This window comes from Vibrio coralliirubri (assembly GCF_024347375.1).
GTDB lineage: Bacteria > Pseudomonadota > Gammaproteobacteria > Enterobacterales > Vibrionaceae > Vibrio > Vibrio coralliirubri.
Genome location: NZ_AP025470.1, coordinates 3,210,042 through 3,224,241, shown reverse-complemented (window position 1 = coordinate 3,224,241; position 14,200 = coordinate 3,210,042). Strand labels below are relative to the sequence as shown.

Annotated in this window: 10 protein-coding genes; 6 read left to right on the top strand and 4 right to left on the bottom strand. The window is 45.7% G+C overall.

Features of this window, described 5'->3' with window-relative positions:
* The first annotated feature begins 25 nt into the window (after nt 1-25).
* Both OCV20_RS14595 and OCV20_RS14590 read left to right on the top strand, forming a co-directional pair.
* Nucleotides 26-1,696 carry an ExeA family protein gene (locus OCV20_RS14595; protein ID WP_202910122.1) on the top strand — a complete coding sequence of 557 codons (1,671 nt, stop codon included), beginning with the start codon at nt 26-28 and terminating at the stop codon, nt 1,694-1,696.
* Nucleotides 1,696-2,700 carry a general secretion pathway protein GspB gene (locus OCV20_RS14590; protein WP_086773793.1) on the top strand — a complete coding sequence of 335 codons (1,005 nt, stop codon included), beginning with the start codon at nt 1,696-1,698 and terminating at the stop codon, nt 2,698-2,700. The genes OCV20_RS14595 and OCV20_RS14590 overlap by 1 nt, the downstream gene beginning before the upstream one ends.
* A gap of 105 nt (nt 2,701-2,805) precedes the next feature.
* Here OCV20_RS14590 and OCV20_RS14585 read toward each other — a convergent pair whose 3' ends face one another.
* From OCV20_RS14585 to OCV20_RS14575, 3 genes are all read right to left on the bottom strand, one after another.
* Nucleotides 2,806-3,417 carry a TIGR04211 family SH3 domain-containing protein gene (locus tag OCV20_RS14585; RefSeq protein WP_048614910.1) on the bottom strand — a complete coding sequence of 204 codons (612 nt, stop codon included), beginning with the start codon at nt 3,415-3,417 and terminating at the stop codon, nt 2,806-2,808.
* Nucleotides 3,418-3,622: 205 nt separating this feature from the next.
* On the bottom strand, nt 3,623-4,885 hold the full coding sequence (locus OCV20_RS14580; RefSeq protein WP_017061418.1) for an inorganic phosphate transporter: 1,263 nt from the start codon (nt 4,883-4,885) through the stop codon (nt 3,623-3,625).
* A gap of 128 nt (nt 4,886-5,013) precedes the next feature.
* Nucleotides 5,014-5,694, bottom strand: coding sequence for a TIGR00153 family protein (locus OCV20_RS14575; protein ID WP_010434644.1), 681 nt, complete (start codon nt 5,692-5,694; stop codon nt 5,014-5,016).
* A 207-nt stretch (nt 5,695-5,901) separates the two neighbouring features.
* Here OCV20_RS14575 and OCV20_RS14570 point away from each other — a divergent pair, with 207 nt between their 5' ends.
* Nucleotides 5,902-7,419 carry a CYTH and CHAD domain-containing protein gene (locus OCV20_RS14570; RefSeq protein ID WP_017102953.1) on the top strand — a complete coding sequence of 506 codons (1,518 nt, stop codon included), beginning with the start codon at nt 5,902-5,904 and terminating at the stop codon, nt 7,417-7,419.
* 51 nt (nt 7,420-7,470) lie between these two features.
* Here OCV20_RS14570 and OCV20_RS14565 read toward each other — a convergent pair whose 3' ends face one another.
* On the bottom strand, nt 7,471-8,220 hold the full coding sequence (locus OCV20_RS14565) for a potassium channel family protein (RefSeq protein WP_086773792.1): 750 nt from the start codon (nt 8,218-8,220) through the stop codon (nt 7,471-7,473).
* Nucleotides 8,221-8,317: 97 nt separating this feature from the next.
* Between OCV20_RS14565 and OCV20_RS14560 the strand changes: the two genes are divergently transcribed.
* The 3 genes from OCV20_RS14560 (at nt 8,318) to hldE (ending at nt 14,200) form a co-directional block, all read left to right on the top strand.
* Nucleotides 8,318-9,574 (top strand): methyl-accepting chemotaxis protein, encoded by a 1,257-nt coding sequence (locus OCV20_RS14560; protein WP_048618204.1) that lies wholly within the window; start codon nt 8,318-8,320, stop codon nt 9,572-9,574.
* Nucleotides 9,575-9,798: 224 nt separating this feature from the next.
* Complete coding sequence (glnE, locus tag OCV20_RS14555) at nt 9,799-12,648, top strand: bifunctional [glutamate--ammonia ligase]-adenylyl-L-tyrosine phosphorylase/[glutamate--ammonia-ligase] adenylyltransferase (protein ID WP_086773790.1); 2,850 nt, start codon at nt 9,799-9,801, stop codon at nt 12,646-12,648.
* Between the two features lie 121 nt (nt 12,649-12,769).
* Complete coding sequence (gene hldE, locus OCV20_RS14550) at nt 12,770-14,200, top strand: bifunctional D-glycero-beta-D-manno-heptose-7-phosphate kinase/D-glycero-beta-D-manno-heptose 1-phosphate adenylyltransferase HldE (protein ID WP_017061423.1); 1,431 nt, start codon at nt 12,770-12,772, stop codon at nt 14,198-14,200.

The window sequence follows — 14,200 nt, the reverse complement described above, 5'->3', positions numbered from 1 at the left end:
ATTAATCGTAATTATAGGGCAGCACATGTATAAGGAATATTTTGGCTTCGTTGAGATGCCATTTTCGATTGTACCAAATTCTCGCTACTTGTTTTTGAGTCAGCGCCATCAAGAAGCGATGCAGAACCTACAAGCCGGTTTAGGCGAGGGTGGGGGCTTTGCGATGCTTACTGGTGAGGTTGGTACAGGGAAAACAACGGTCGCTAAGGCGATGTTGTCTTCATTGGATAGTCATACTCAGGCTGGCCTTATACTTAACCCTACGTTTTCCAATACGGATTTACTTGAAGCTATCTGCGATGAGTTTGAGGTCGAGTACCCTGAACAAGCATCGTTGAAACAGCTCAGTCAGGCTATTCATTATTTTCTACTTGATAGCCATGCCGAAGGCATTCAAACCCTATTGGTAATAGATGAAGCTCAACACCTCGCTGCTGATGTGTTGGAGCAGTTACGTCTTCTAACAAACCTGGAAACCGACAGTCGCAAGCTGTTAAAAGTACTGTTGGTCGGCCAACCTGAATTACAACAACACTTACAAACCACGCAACTACGTCAGCTAGCACAGCGCATTACTGGTCGTTATCACTTACTGCCTCTTAATACCGAAGAAACGGGCAAGTACATCGCGTTTCGTTTGGAGACGGCGGGTGGCGAGCAGATGTTGTTTTCGAACCGCTCTATCAAGCTGATTGCTCAATATACGCATGGTATTCCAAGGCTCATTAACTTGGTGTGTGACAAAGCACTACAGTTGGCTTTTCATGATGGAGAGCAGCTACCGAGCAATGAAACGGTTAACCGAGCATGTCAGCAGGTTATGTCCTTTCAGGCCGATGTGTATCACGTCGAGAAACCTCGAACTTCTCGTGCTGCGCCCAAGTTATTCCAATACGCAGGGATTGCGACGTTAAGCGTTGGTCTTGCAATAGCGACCTTTAACTTAGCTCCAAGCTATATCAATGCTTGGTTGCCTACGGATGCTTCAAATGAAGCGAAGACTGAAGTGTTAGCACATACTCAGCGTTCATTGGTGGCAGATGTTCCTAAGTTGGTTGCCGAGCCAAAACCTGCCAAGTTTGAATTGCCACAACACATTCAACAACATTTGATGCAGGGGACCAACCGTTCTCTTGCTATCAAAGACTTGTATACGCTGTGGGGGTATCAATCTTCACTGCGTGATGGATTGTGCTTAAGTGAGCCACAAAGTGTTTTTGTTTGCGAGCAGCAACAGGCCAATTTGGATACATTGTTAGAACTAGGCGTACCTGTGGTACTTAATCTCGACGTAGACCAAAAACCAGTGTTTGCTGTGCTGTATGGCGTATCTGAGGATTCTGTCGAGTTACTGGTGAATGAAAAGCTGTTGGTGATGCCGAAGCAATCCTTAGAACAAATCTGGCAAGGCGATTATGTCGCTATTTGGAAGCAGCCGTTACGAGAGACACTGAAAGAGGGCTATCAAGGTGAAGCGGTTGCTTTGCTTGATCTACTGCTTTCTGAAGTATTGGGAGAGGTTGTTTCCGGTAGTGATGTATTTGATTATGAGTTAAAAATGAAAATCGAAGCATTTCAAACGTGGCAGGGTATGTCTGTTGATGGCATTGCAGGTAAGCGCACCTTGGCAAGATTGCAGAGATTAGCTCAACTCGATTCGCCTAAGTTGATGTCACTAGAAGGGGACGAAAGCTAATGTCACGTATTATGCACGAACTTAAACACTCCTCTGGAAAACAGTCGTCTATTAATCAGCACTCTCTTAGTAAACCAAGCTTTAAAGGCTACCAGAATCATCATGTTCCTAATTCTGCAAAAGGGATGAGCAACAAACGAGGTTCATCGTTAGCGATGGGATTGCTCTTAATCTTGGTTCCTTCTTTGTTGGTGGGTGGCGTTCTGGCTTATCAATCGTATAGCCCACAACAAGAACCAGTGAACAAAGCTGCCAATGTCGCTCTGCCAGAATTAAAAACTGAATCAGACATTGAGCCTGAAATTGCTGATGCTGATATAGCAAGCATGGATGCCGTGTCTGAGGAAGAAGATGCATTGTTCGCTGTTCGTCCAGCACCGGCGAGCCAACCGTTGAAAGCGCTGCCAAGGCAAGAGATGTATGCACAGATTGATTCTGGTACTAATAGTGCAAACACTGCTGGTGGCTCAGCTGTGATCTTAGCTAATGCTGATAACAACACTCAAATGACAACCAGTTCTGAATCGTCACCTGTTCAACCAACCGTTCAGCCAGGCGCGAGTGATGAAACGACTGATCGGCAATCAAGCACTGATCAGCAAGCAAATAGTGACTTACAATTTGACAGTGATCTGCTGCAAGGGCTAGACCTCAGTGAGTTGCCACCTGATTTGGCATTGAAGCTTGAATCCATTATGGGTGAGCAACAAAGCGCTCCTGAGCCGATGGACTCTAGACCCGCAGGGCAAAGAGGCTCTCAGGTTATTGAGTTGGAAACGCACACCAATAGCTTATCAGGAGTCCTTCCTAAGTTAGACCTACAAACTCATATGTACTCGAGTAGCGAAACTAAGCGTTGGGTAAAAGTGAACGGTCAAGAAGTGGCGCAAGGAGATTGGATTGGACAAGACATTCAATTACTGGAGATTAAGCCACAATCGGTGATCATAGAGTTCAATCAGCAGAAGATAGAAATCCCAGCTCTTTACGAGTGGAAAGGCTAGCGAGCTCTAAAGGTATCTAGATAACAGACAAATAAAAAGGAGCACCTCGGTGCTCCTTTTTGATATTCGATACTGAATTTACTGTACCTGATACAAGCGTTAAGTCTACGCCCAACCGTTTGGTGATTTTCTGCGACGAGGCATGATGTGTGGCAGAACAAGGCCTAGAAGTAGACCAATACCCGCAACACCACCGCCGTACATGAAGTACTTCAATAGAAGGTCGTCTTTTTGAGTGTCTAGCTTAGCGCGTAGTTCACGGTTCTCTGTTTGAGAGCTCGTTAGCTGTTGGCTAATTTCACTGTAGTTCTGTTCTAGTTCAGCAATCTGCTTGTTACGAGAATCTAGAGAGCTTGCTAGGCCAGCTTTTTCGCTGTCAGCACTCTGACGAGCATTCGCTAGCTTACCTTTAACTTCCGTCAGCTCTTTCTCTAGCTTAGGCATACGCAGTGCCATGCTTTCTTGAGTGCTTACAAACTTGCTTTCAACCCAACCTTTACGGCCACGGTTGTCTTGAATTTGGGTGTAACCCGTACTCTTGTTAGTTTGTAGGAATGTAATCTTTTCACCAGCATCAACACTACCGATGATACGGAATGTGTTGTTTGGGCCAGAATGCATATAAGTAAATAGTTTGTCAGCAATATAACGTTCTTGTGCAAAGGCAGCTGGAGCCGCAAGCATTGCGAACAAAACTAAGCTAATCAGTTTTTTCACAGTAAATCCCTTAACGATTCAAATTGGGTAGGCGTATGAGTCAGCCTCAATCAGCAAATAATATTTAGTTTCTTTATGCGGTGCAACAAAGAAGGGAGGCAAAGCCTCCCTTTCTGTGCGTTTGAGTCAATAATGACATGGCATTTACATATCGCTACTGAAGCTCACACTGTTCTGACGCTAGTATTCACTAACGCAGTCGTGATTACATAGTAAACGCAGCTTGAATTCCGTAGAAGAACACAACAGCAAGTAGAGCACCAGCTGGCAATGTCACAATCCAAGAAGCCACGATATTACGTACAACGCCTAAGTTTAGTGCTGCGATACCACGAGCAAAACCAACACCTAATACTGCACCAACGAGTGTTTGTGTAGTAGAGATTGGAAGGCCAGTACCTGAAGCTAGTACAACCGTACATGCAGTTGCAAGTTGTGCAGCAAAGCCACGGCTTGGTGTTAGTTCTGTAATACCAGTACCAACGGTTGCCATTACTTTATGACCCATTGTTGCAAGACCAACAACGATACCGAAACCACCTAGAGGAAGAATCCACCATGCGATAGTACTCTTACCTGTGATTTCACCCATGTGCTCAACGGTTGATACAACAGCAGACAGTGGACCAATCGCGTTCGCAACGTCGTTTGAACCGTGTGCAAATGCCATCGCACAAGCTGTGATAACCATTAGTACCGAGAAGATGCCTTCAACACCTGCAAAGCCGTGGTCTTCTTCGCGGTTAGCGAATTTCTTCTGGATGTATAGGTAACCGCCGATCATTACAAGTGCAGAAACGCCAGCAGCCCAAACCCATGCTTCAGTGTTGCTTAGGTGAAGACCAACGTGCTTAAGACCTTTCTTGATGGTTACAAGTGCAATTACCATTGTTGTAATGAACATGTATACCGGTACAAAGCGTTTCGCGTTAAATAGCGGGTTCTCTGTATCAAAAATCAGTCGTTGAGCACTTACAAATATGACGTAAGCGAAAAAGCCGGAAATAACGGGTGTGATAATCCAACTGCCCACAATACCTTGAACACTGTTCCAGTCTACAGCTTCAGTACCTACAGAAATACACGCAAAACCGATGATTGCACCGATGATTGAGTGAGTCGTAGAAACAGGCCAGCCCATGTAAGAAGCGAGAAGTAGCCATGTACCAGCAGCAAGAAGTGCTGACATCATGCCGTACACAAGTACATCTGGTTGATGAGCGAATAGAGACGTTTCGATAACACCTTTACGGATCGTGTCTGTTACTTCGCCGCCCGCAAGGTAAGCACCTGCGAATTCAAAGATCATTGCGATAATGATCGCTTGTTTAACGGTTAGAGCTTTAGAGCCTACTGAGGTGCCCATTGCGTTCGCAACGTCATTTGCACCAATACCAATAGCCATCAAGAAACCGAAAGCTGCTGCAACAATAATCAGGACAGTGCCGTAGTTAGCAAGGATATCCATCGTAATACCTAGTTGTTTGATAACAAGCGGAACAAATTTAGACGCAAAAAACCGCTCAGCGAGAGGAATACTCAGCGCATAAGTGGTTTGTTCAAAAAATGCTCTTCGTTATATGGTTAACGTATGATTTAAGATCGAGAAAGCATTACTTCAAGACGAGCGCCTACACGCTGTGCTTGATCTGCAATACCACCAACCCATTCAAGAATTTTGTATAAGAACATGATATCAACTGGATTCAGATCGCCTTCAATTGCCATTAGTTGTTGGCGTAGTTCGATCTGCATCGCATCCGTGTCATCTTCAATTACATCTAATTGATGAATCATTTCGGCAACGAGTGTTACTTCACGGCCTTTAAAGCCAGTCTCAAGTAATTCGTCTAATTCATTGATTACGTTTTGTGCTTGGTTCGCTGCATCTAGACAACGTTTAACGTAAGCGATGAAGTTTTCTTGCATCGGAGCAGGAATGACAAGTTGACGACCATATACACGGCCAGCAATGTCTTTCGCTAGGTTTGCGAGTTTGTCTTGTTGCGTTAATAGCTCCAACATATCGGTGCGATCAACTGGCATAAACAAACCACGAGGAAGTTTAAGGCGAATTTCACGTTTTAGTACGTCAGCTTCTTTCTCAAGGTGAGAAATTTGAGCTCGAATTTCTGATGCTTTTTCCCAGTCACCTTTTGAAGAAACTTCAAAGAAATTAACTAGGTGAGAACAACATTCGTTCACGCATACTACGTGACGCTGCAAAGGTTTAATTGGGGACTTTGCAAATAACCCCATAATTGTATTTACTGGCATGGTCATCCAACCTAATAAATAATAACCTTAAAACAACATACACCATATTCATGGTGAAATGTTAAGCGATGGCTACAAAGTCGCGCATGTTAACCTAATCAATCTCTCATTAAAACTGTTTTAGATCATCATAAGGGCGATATTTCTGACTTGCCGACTTTTCAAATTGGCAATATCCTGTCCCTATCTTCACAGAAAGGTATAACTATGGAAACCGAGATAGAACTGAAGTTTTTTGTTTCTCCTGAATTTTCAGAGACTTTACGCAATAAAATTGCTGAAACTAAAGTACTTCAGCACAGTTGTCGTGAGCTAGGTAACATCTACTTTGACACCGCTGACAACTGGCTACGTAAGCACGATACAGGCTTACGCATTCGACGCTTTGATGACGTATTTGTACAAACCGTAAAGACTGCTGGCCGTGTGGTTGCTGGCCTGCATCAAAGGCCTGAATACAATGCAGAACACGACAGCAACGAACCTAAGTTAGCCCTGCACCCAGAGGATATCTGGCCAGCAGGTAAAGACATCGAAACGTTGCAAGCAGAGCTGACTCCCCTGTTCTCTACCAACTTCACGCGTGAGCAGTGGTTGATTGGTATGCCTGATGGTAGCCAAGTCGAGGTCGCATTCGATCAAGGCTTTGTTGAATCAGGCGACCTGCAAGAACCGATTTGCGAAGTCGAATTAGAACTTAAATCCGGTCAAACGGATGCGCTATTTACATTGTCTCGCCAATTCTGCGAACAAGGTGGCATGCGTTTGGGTAACCTAAGTAAAGCAGCTAAGGGTTACCGCCTTGCTCAAGGTTATCAAGGAGATGAAGTCACTCCTTTGACCTTAGTTGATACTGACAAAAGTGATACTGTTGAATCGTGTTTCATTCAATCTTTAGAGCATGCTCTCGCTCATTGGCACTATCACGAGCAGATCTTCACCGAGCGCCAATCAATCGAAGCGCTGCATGAGATCAGTCACTCGCTGAGTTTTATTCGTCAAACCTTCACTATCTACGGTGGCATTGTCCCAAGACGCGCGAGTGCTATTTTACGTCAAGAGTTGAAGTGGCTTGAGCAAGAGCTCGACTGGCTGAAAAGCTATGATCACTTCGAAGACTTGCTGGAAGATAAAGGACACGTGCTGCGTAAACTCGATGCGCGTAAGTTCTTAGTCGCTGAGCTTAAAGAGATGCAAGAGCAACTGCCTGATCGTGAAGATCTGCTTACCTTGCTGAGCTCTGCTCGTTACACCGGTTTATTGTTAGATCTGAGCCGTTGGATCTTGTCTCGTGGCTGGCAGCCTTTCTTAGATGAGAAAGCGCGTGAGCAAATGGGTCGTGGTATTGAATGGTTTTCCGTGCAGCAACTCGATCGCACATGGGCAGACTTGATGGAAGCTTTCCCACCAGAGCGAGTGATGACTAGCCAAGCGTATATTGAGCAGCAATACCGTTTGATGCGAAATCTGTATTCAGGTGTTGGTTTCGCGAGTTTGTATGATGACGCTGAGCGAAACAGTTTCCGTTTACCTTGGGCCGATATGGTGCAAGGCATTGATGACTTGCTGGCACTTAAAACATTGGAGCCTTTGACCGAGAAGTTGGAAGGCGATGAGAAGGTTCAGCTAGAGCGTTGGTTAGCTCGTCAAGAAGTGTCCATTCTGCATGCGATGGAACAGACACGCCAAATCAGTGTTGAGGTTGAGCCATACTGGCAAGACTAAACTTGATAGCTGTATCTATATAAGTATGAATTTGAAAATAGGGCTTCGGCCCTATTTTTTTGTTTGTTGCTCGAGCTTTTCGAGTCGCTCTAAGATCTTCTGTTGCTGCTCGATGATCTTCTCAAGGTGTTTCTCTTTGTTTTCCGCTCGTTGATTCTCATGGTGAGTTGGGGAGGTGATCAAAGAAGTAATCAAGCCTGAAATCATACCAAACACACCGACACCGCAAATGATCACCAGAGACGCGACTAACTTTCCTGAGCTCGTGACTGGATAATGATCGCCATATCCCACCGTACTGATGGTCACAAATGCCCACCACAAAGCATCTTGCCCAGTGGTGATGTTGGCACCGGGGTCTTTGTGTTCTAACAGCAATATTGTTCCCGCCCCTATGGTCAGGAGAATGACCAGCAGCAATATAATTGAGGCGAGGGTGGTTTCTTTGCGATTACGAAAGAGCTCTCTGAAAACACGTTTACCCGAGCGAAGCACAAGAATGACGCGCAGGATCTGAAAAATGCGAGCGAAACGAAGTGGCTCGATCATTGGGATGCTTGCTAAGAAATCGATCCAGTGTATTTTTAGATATTCTTTTTTGTTTTGTGATCTGAATAGATCAATTGTGAGCTGAAAAAGAAAAACACTACAGATTATAAAATCGAGGCCGATAAGGACTTGTTTCGATTCTTTATCGATCGGTACGAACAATAAGCCTGAGATCACAAATAACGCTAAGAAAGAGAGAATCAGTGACAATAAGCTCATCGGCTTGGTGGCGTCTTTGGTATTATTCAACATTCATACGAGGCTCAAAATAAATCGCGAACTTTGACTGACATAGCCACCTCGCGGATATAGAAGCCATCAATATATAAGAATTAATGGAGAACTGACAATGACTAAACTGTCATTCAAGCCGTGGGAAAGGGTAATCTCTGACGTTCGTCTCGTTCCAAAAATGGTCATGTTGATGATATTCAGCACTATCTTGATCATTTCGAAGCAGCTATGGGACGCAAGTACGTTTTACGATTCATTGCTTGCTGTAACCAATAACGCGCAAGTCGCACAGCAGCATTACGAGACTTACCTAGTTCAAGTGGCTTGGCAAACAGCCTTGATGATCATTGTGTTTGTGGTTCTTCTGTTAGCAGCGGCTCGCGTTATGTTGCGCCAGACTCAATACCTTAATGACGCCATTAAAACCATGGCCGACAAGAACTTATCAGTGCCGATTCAAATGGACTGTAAAGATGAATACGGCGATGTGGCACGTGAACTCGAAAAAACTCGCGTTCAACTGAACGATATGATCAAAACTCAGGTGGCCTCTTCTGATGAGCTGTTTGCTCTGACGGAAGTGATGACCATCAGCATGTCTGAAACCAAAGAGTCAGCTCAAGAAGAGTTCAACGAGATCGATCAGTTGGCAACAGCAATGAGTGAGATGACGTCTACGGTACAAACTGTCGCTGAGCATGCGCAAAGCGCTTCTTCATTGACGGAACAGGCATCAGGCCAAGCTCTTACTGGCCAGAAGTTCGTTCAAGGGTCAGTGTCTAAGATGAGTGAGCTATCTTCAGATATCGCAGCATCTGCAGCCGCGGTAAACCAAGTAGAAGAGCGCGTTGACTCAATTGGCAGTGTGGTTGGTACTATCCAAGGCATTTCAGAGCAGACAAACCTACTAGCATTGAACGCAGCAATTGAAGCGGCACGTGCAGGTGAAGCGGGTCGTGGTTTTGCGGTTGTTGCCGATGAGGTTCGTAACCTTGCACAGCGCACTCAGCAAGCAACGGTAGAGATTCAAGACATGATCAGTCATCTACAAAGCAGCGCTAATTCTGCGGTAGAGCTGATGGAGAAGAGTGTTGTAGAAGCGGCGGAAGGCGTTGATCTGGTAACCAATGCAGGAACAGAGCTTGATGGCATCGTAAGCCAAGTCAATCAAATCAATGATATGAACTTCCAAATCGCAACGGCTGCAGGCCAACAGAGCAGTGTTGCTGAAGAGATGAGTGTTAACCTAACCAATGTTCGCGAGCTTGTTGAAGCTTCTGTGGTTGTTGTTAGTGAGCTGCTAGAGACCTCTCAGCTTATGGAAAGCAACGCACAAGAACTCGACGGTAAGATTAAGCAGTTTAAGGTTTAGTCCTTAGCACCTAATCTTCATCCGTAAAGGCTTATTCCCAGAGACTTTTTCTCGGTTGTAAGCTCAACCAGATAAGTTAATCGATAAAACGCCCACATTGCTAATGTGGGCGTTTTTTATTGGCGTAACTTTGGTATAACTTACCTTTAGTTATGAAAACTCGTTATTGAAGAACTGAATCGATAAACCGATTGTTCGGCGCGCAGCTTATACAAGGAAGAAACATGCCATTGCCTTCTCAACTCATCACTCACTCCCAGTCTGCTTTTGAGCAATTATTAGAGCATCAAAGTGAAGCCATCAATACTTGGTCTGAGCCACTGACTGAAGATCTTAAACGTGTACTCGGTTTAAGCTGTTTTGTTGGAGATTGCCTACAGCGTGATACGGTTTTATGCGGTGACTTACCTGATATGTTGGCATGCGAAGAACGTGCTGAAGCGTACCGAGAACGACTAGCTGAATTACTTTCTGGTTGCGCCGATGAAATGAGCGGTCAACGCGTGCTGCGTCAATTCCGCAATCGAGAAATGACCTACATTGCTTGGCGTGATTTCATGGGTTCGTGGGAGCTAGAGCAGAGCCTAAATCATCTATCGATGTTGGCTGAGGCGATGATCTTCGAGACCTATCAATGGCAGTACGATATTTGTTGTAAAGAGTGGGGCACACCTTGTAATGAACAAGGCGAAGCACAGCCGATGTTGATCATTGGTATGGGCAAGCTAGGGGGCGGTGAGCTGAACTTCTCTTCCGATATCGATCTGATCTTCACCTACCCAGAGAATGGCGAAACCCAAGGTGCGAGACGAAGCATTGCCAATGCGCAGTTCTTTACCCGTCTAGGGCAGCGTATTATTAAGGCGCTTGATCAGCAAACCTTTGATGGATTCTGTTATCGAGTCGACATGCGCCTACGCCCGTTTGGTGAGAGTGGTCCACTTGTGATGAGCTATGCCGCACTTGAAGACTATTACCAAGAGCAAGGGCGCGATTGGGAACGCTACGCTATGGTTAAAGCGCGCGTGATGGGCAGCGAGATGTATCCGGAGTATCAAGAGCTTCGCCAAATGCTACGCCCGTTTGTGTTCCGTCGTTATATTGATTTTAGTGCGATTCAATCTCTGCGCAGAATGAAATCGATGATCAGCAGTGAAGTGCGTCGTCGTGGTCTCTCGAACAACATCAAGCTTGGCTCTGGTGGTATTCGCGAAGTGGAATTTATCGCTCAAGTTTTCCAATTGATTCGTGGTGGACGCGAGCCTAGCTTACGCGGTCGAGGGTTACTCGAAACCTTAAGCGCGATTGAATCACTTCATCTGTTAGAGGCTGAAGAGGTAGGGCACTTACGTGAGGCTTATCTGTTTTTGCGTCGCCTTGAGAACCTATTGCAAGCAATGGCTGACAAGCAAACTCAAACCTTACCTGACGGTGAATTCGAACAACTGCAGCTTGCGGTTGCCATGCAATTTTCCGATTGGGGTAGCTTGATTGTGGCAACTCGCGGCCATATGGCGAATGTACATACCGTGTTCGAAGACCTAATTGGCGTTGATGAAGATGACGCTAATCCGATCGCGAGTCACTTTAGTGAACTGTGGGATATGGCCCATAAACCAGACGTGATTGAACATGTACTGGAGCATGATATTGCAGTTGCTAGCCCACCAGAAGCGGCGAAAACGATTATTCAGTTTAAAGCCGATTTAGCTAAGAAGACCCTTGGCCCACGTGGGCGTGAAGTGCTCAATCGACTGATGCCAAAAGTCTTTCAAGCACTGTACACCGCTAAGGATGCCGAGTTTGGCTTGTCGCGAGTGTTGCATCTGCTGCATAAAATCGTTACGCGTACCACTTACCTTGAGCTGCTAGATGAACACCCTGCAGCGTTGACTCAGTTAGTTCGTTTATGTACGGCAAGTCCGATGATCTCGGAGCAGTTGGGTCGTTATCCAATCCTGTTAGATGAGCTGATCGACCCTCAGCAACTCTACAATCCAGTGCCTTTAGAGTCTTACAAGACCGAGCTGCGTGATTACCTAGCCCGTATCCCTGAAGATGATATGGAGCAACAGATGGAAGGCCTGCGTCAGTTTAAGCAGACCTGTATCTTGAGAATTGCAGCCGCGGATATTGCGGGTGCTCTACCTGTCATGAAGGTCAGTGATCATTTGACCTATTTAGCCGAAGCGATAGTTGAGGCGGGTATTAACCAAGCTTGGTTACAAGTCTCGGCCAAGTTTGGTGAACCGACTCATGTAAAAGATCGTGAAGGTCGCGGCTTCGCGGTTGTTGGTTATGGCAAAGTTGGCGGTTGGGAGCTGGGGTATAACTCAGACCTTGATATCGTGTTCATGCACGACTGTCCGGTACACATCTATACTGATGGTAAGAAAGAGATTGATGGACGCCAGTTTTATCTAAGATTGGCACAGCGAATTATTCATATTTTCTCGACCAGAACTGCTTCTGGCATTCTGTACGAAGTCGACACTCGTCTACGCCCTTCTGGTGCATCTGGCCTGTTGGTGAGCCCAACCGATGCCTTTGACGAGTATCAGCACAATGACGCGTGGACTTGGGAACACCAAGCCTTGACTCGCGCTCGTATGATTTATGGTGATGAGTTATTGGCTTCGGCATTTAACAAAACGCGTCATGAGGTTTTGTGCTTGGCGCGTGATGAGGCAACACTCAAAAAGTCCGTTGTGGATATGCGTGAAAAAATGCGCGGCCATTTAGGGAGTAAAAAAGCTGATCGATTCATGCTCAAACAAGATGCGGGTGGTATTACCGATATTGAATTCTTGGCGCAATATTTAGTGCTTCGATACAGCAATGAGAAGCCAAAGCTTACTCGTTGGTGTGACAATGTACGAATCTTCGAAAGCCTGTTGTCACAGGGGATTATGGACGAGCAGCAAGGCATGGCATTAACTCATGCTTATACAACATTAAGAGATGAAATCCACCACCGTAATCTACTCAATCTTGATGCGGATGTGGCGATTGAAAAGTTTGAAATGGAAAGAGAACATGTTGTTCAGGCATGGAAGCAGTGGATGGAGGCATAACCCAGTCACACAGTAGTGACGGATGTATTTATCTTGATAGGCTTTTACTCATTTATCTATAGTTTAGCCTCTGTAATCAGTGTGCTAGACTCTAGCCAGATTCGATTTTTGGAGATCCATAATGAAACCAATTCTACCTGACTACAGCCAATCAGGCGTTCTTGTTGTCGGTGACGTAATGCTTGACCGTTACTGGTATGGCCCAACTGGCCGTATTTCACCAGAAGCACCTGTGCCCGTTGTAAAAGTAGAAAATAACGAAGAGCGTCCTGGTGGTGCAGCCAACGTAGCAATGAATATTGCTTCTCTTGGTGGCCATGCTCATATCGTTGGTTTGACCGGTAAAGATGAGCCTGCTGAGGTGTTAAAAAATACCTTAGGCGCACTAAAGGTTAAATGTGATTTCGTTGAGTTAGAAGATTACCCAACCATTACTAAACTGCGAGTGATGAGCCGTGGTCAGCAGCTAATTCGCCTTGATTTTGAAGATAAATTTGAGAATACGGATCCTGAGCTGGTTTTGTCTCGTATGGAGCAAGCGCTCCCTAACGTGCGCTCGGTAATTCTATCTGATTACGCAAAAGGTGCGTTGGAGCACGTGCAGAGCTTTATCCAAAAAGCACGTGCAGCAAAAGTCCCTGTGTTTATCGACCCGAAAGGCGCAGACTTTGAACGCTACCGTGGTGCGACTTTATTGACGCCAAACATGGCTGAGTTCGAGTTGGTTGCTGGCAAAGTAAAATCTGAAGAAGAAATGATCGAAAAAGGACTCGCACTGATCGAAGAGTTTGATTTTGAAGCTTTGTTAGTAACTCGTAGTGAACATGGTATGACACTACTTCGCAAAGGTTTAGAACCATTCCATTTGCCGACTCAAGCGAAAGAAGTGTACGACGTGACGGGTGCCGGCGATACGGTTATCTCGGTGCTGGCGGCTTCGGTTGCTGCTGGTAAGCCACTGGATGAAGCGTGTGCATTAGCGAACGCTGCTGCTGGTGTGGTAGTGGGTAAGCTTGGTACATCTACACTGTCTACGATTGAGTTAGCGGAAGCGATTCACGGTAGTCAAGACACAGACTACGGTGTTATCTCTGAAGCGGCACTGGTTGAAGCGGTGAAGCGTGCTCGTGCGAAAGGCGAGAAAGTAGTTATGACCAATGGCTGCTTTGATATTCTGCATGCTGGTCATGTTTCTTACATGAATCACGCGGCTGAGCTGGGCGATCGTTTGATCGTTGCGGTGAATACGGATGAATCAGTGAAACGCTTGAAAGGTCCAGGCCGCCCTGTGAACCCAACTGATCGTCGTATGGCGGTATTGGCTGGCTTAGGTGCGGTTGATTGGGTTGTCCCATTCTCTGAAGATACACCTCAACGTTTAATCTCTGAGGTATTGCCAAGTATTCTTGTGAAAGGTGGTGATTACAAGCCTGAAGAGATTGCTGGTGGTGCGGAAGTGATTGCTGCAGGTGGTGAAGTGAAAGTGCTTAACTTTGAAGACGGTTGTTCTACTACTGAAATCATTAAAGCGATCAAAGGCGGCCGAGGCTAA

Excerpts from the sequence above, each read along its gene's own strand:
- OCV20_RS14595 (WP_202910122.1), top strand. The coding sequence starts at position 26 with ATGTATAAGGAATATTTTGGCTTCGTTGAGATGCCATTTTCGATTGTA.
- OCV20_RS14590 (WP_086773793.1), top strand. The coding sequence starts at position 1,696 with ATGTCACGTATTATGCACGAACTTAAACACTCCTCTGGAAAACAGTCG.
- OCV20_RS14580 (WP_017061418.1), bottom strand. The coding sequence starts at position 4,885 with ATGGATATCCTTGCTAACTACGGCACTGTCCTGATTATTGTTGCAGCA.
- OCV20_RS14575 (WP_010434644.1), bottom strand. The coding sequence starts at position 5,694 with ATGCCAGTAAATACAATTATGGGGTTATTTGCAAAGTCCCCAATTAAA.
- OCV20_RS14570 (WP_017102953.1), top strand. The coding sequence starts at position 5,902 with ATGGAAACCGAGATAGAACTGAAGTTTTTTGTTTCTCCTGAATTTTCA.
- OCV20_RS14565 (WP_086773792.1), bottom strand. The coding sequence starts at position 8,220 with ATGTTGAATAATACCAAAGACGCCACCAAGCCGATGAGCTTATTGTCA.
- OCV20_RS14560 (WP_048618204.1), top strand. The coding sequence starts at position 8,318 with ATGACTAAACTGTCATTCAAGCCGTGGGAAAGGGTAATCTCTGACGTT.
- glnE (WP_086773790.1), top strand. The coding sequence starts at position 9,799 with ATGCCATTGCCTTCTCAACTCATCACTCACTCCCAGTCTGCTTTTGAG.
- hldE (WP_017061423.1), top strand. The coding sequence starts at position 12,770 with ATGAAACCAATTCTACCTGACTACAGCCAATCAGGCGTTCTTGTTGTC.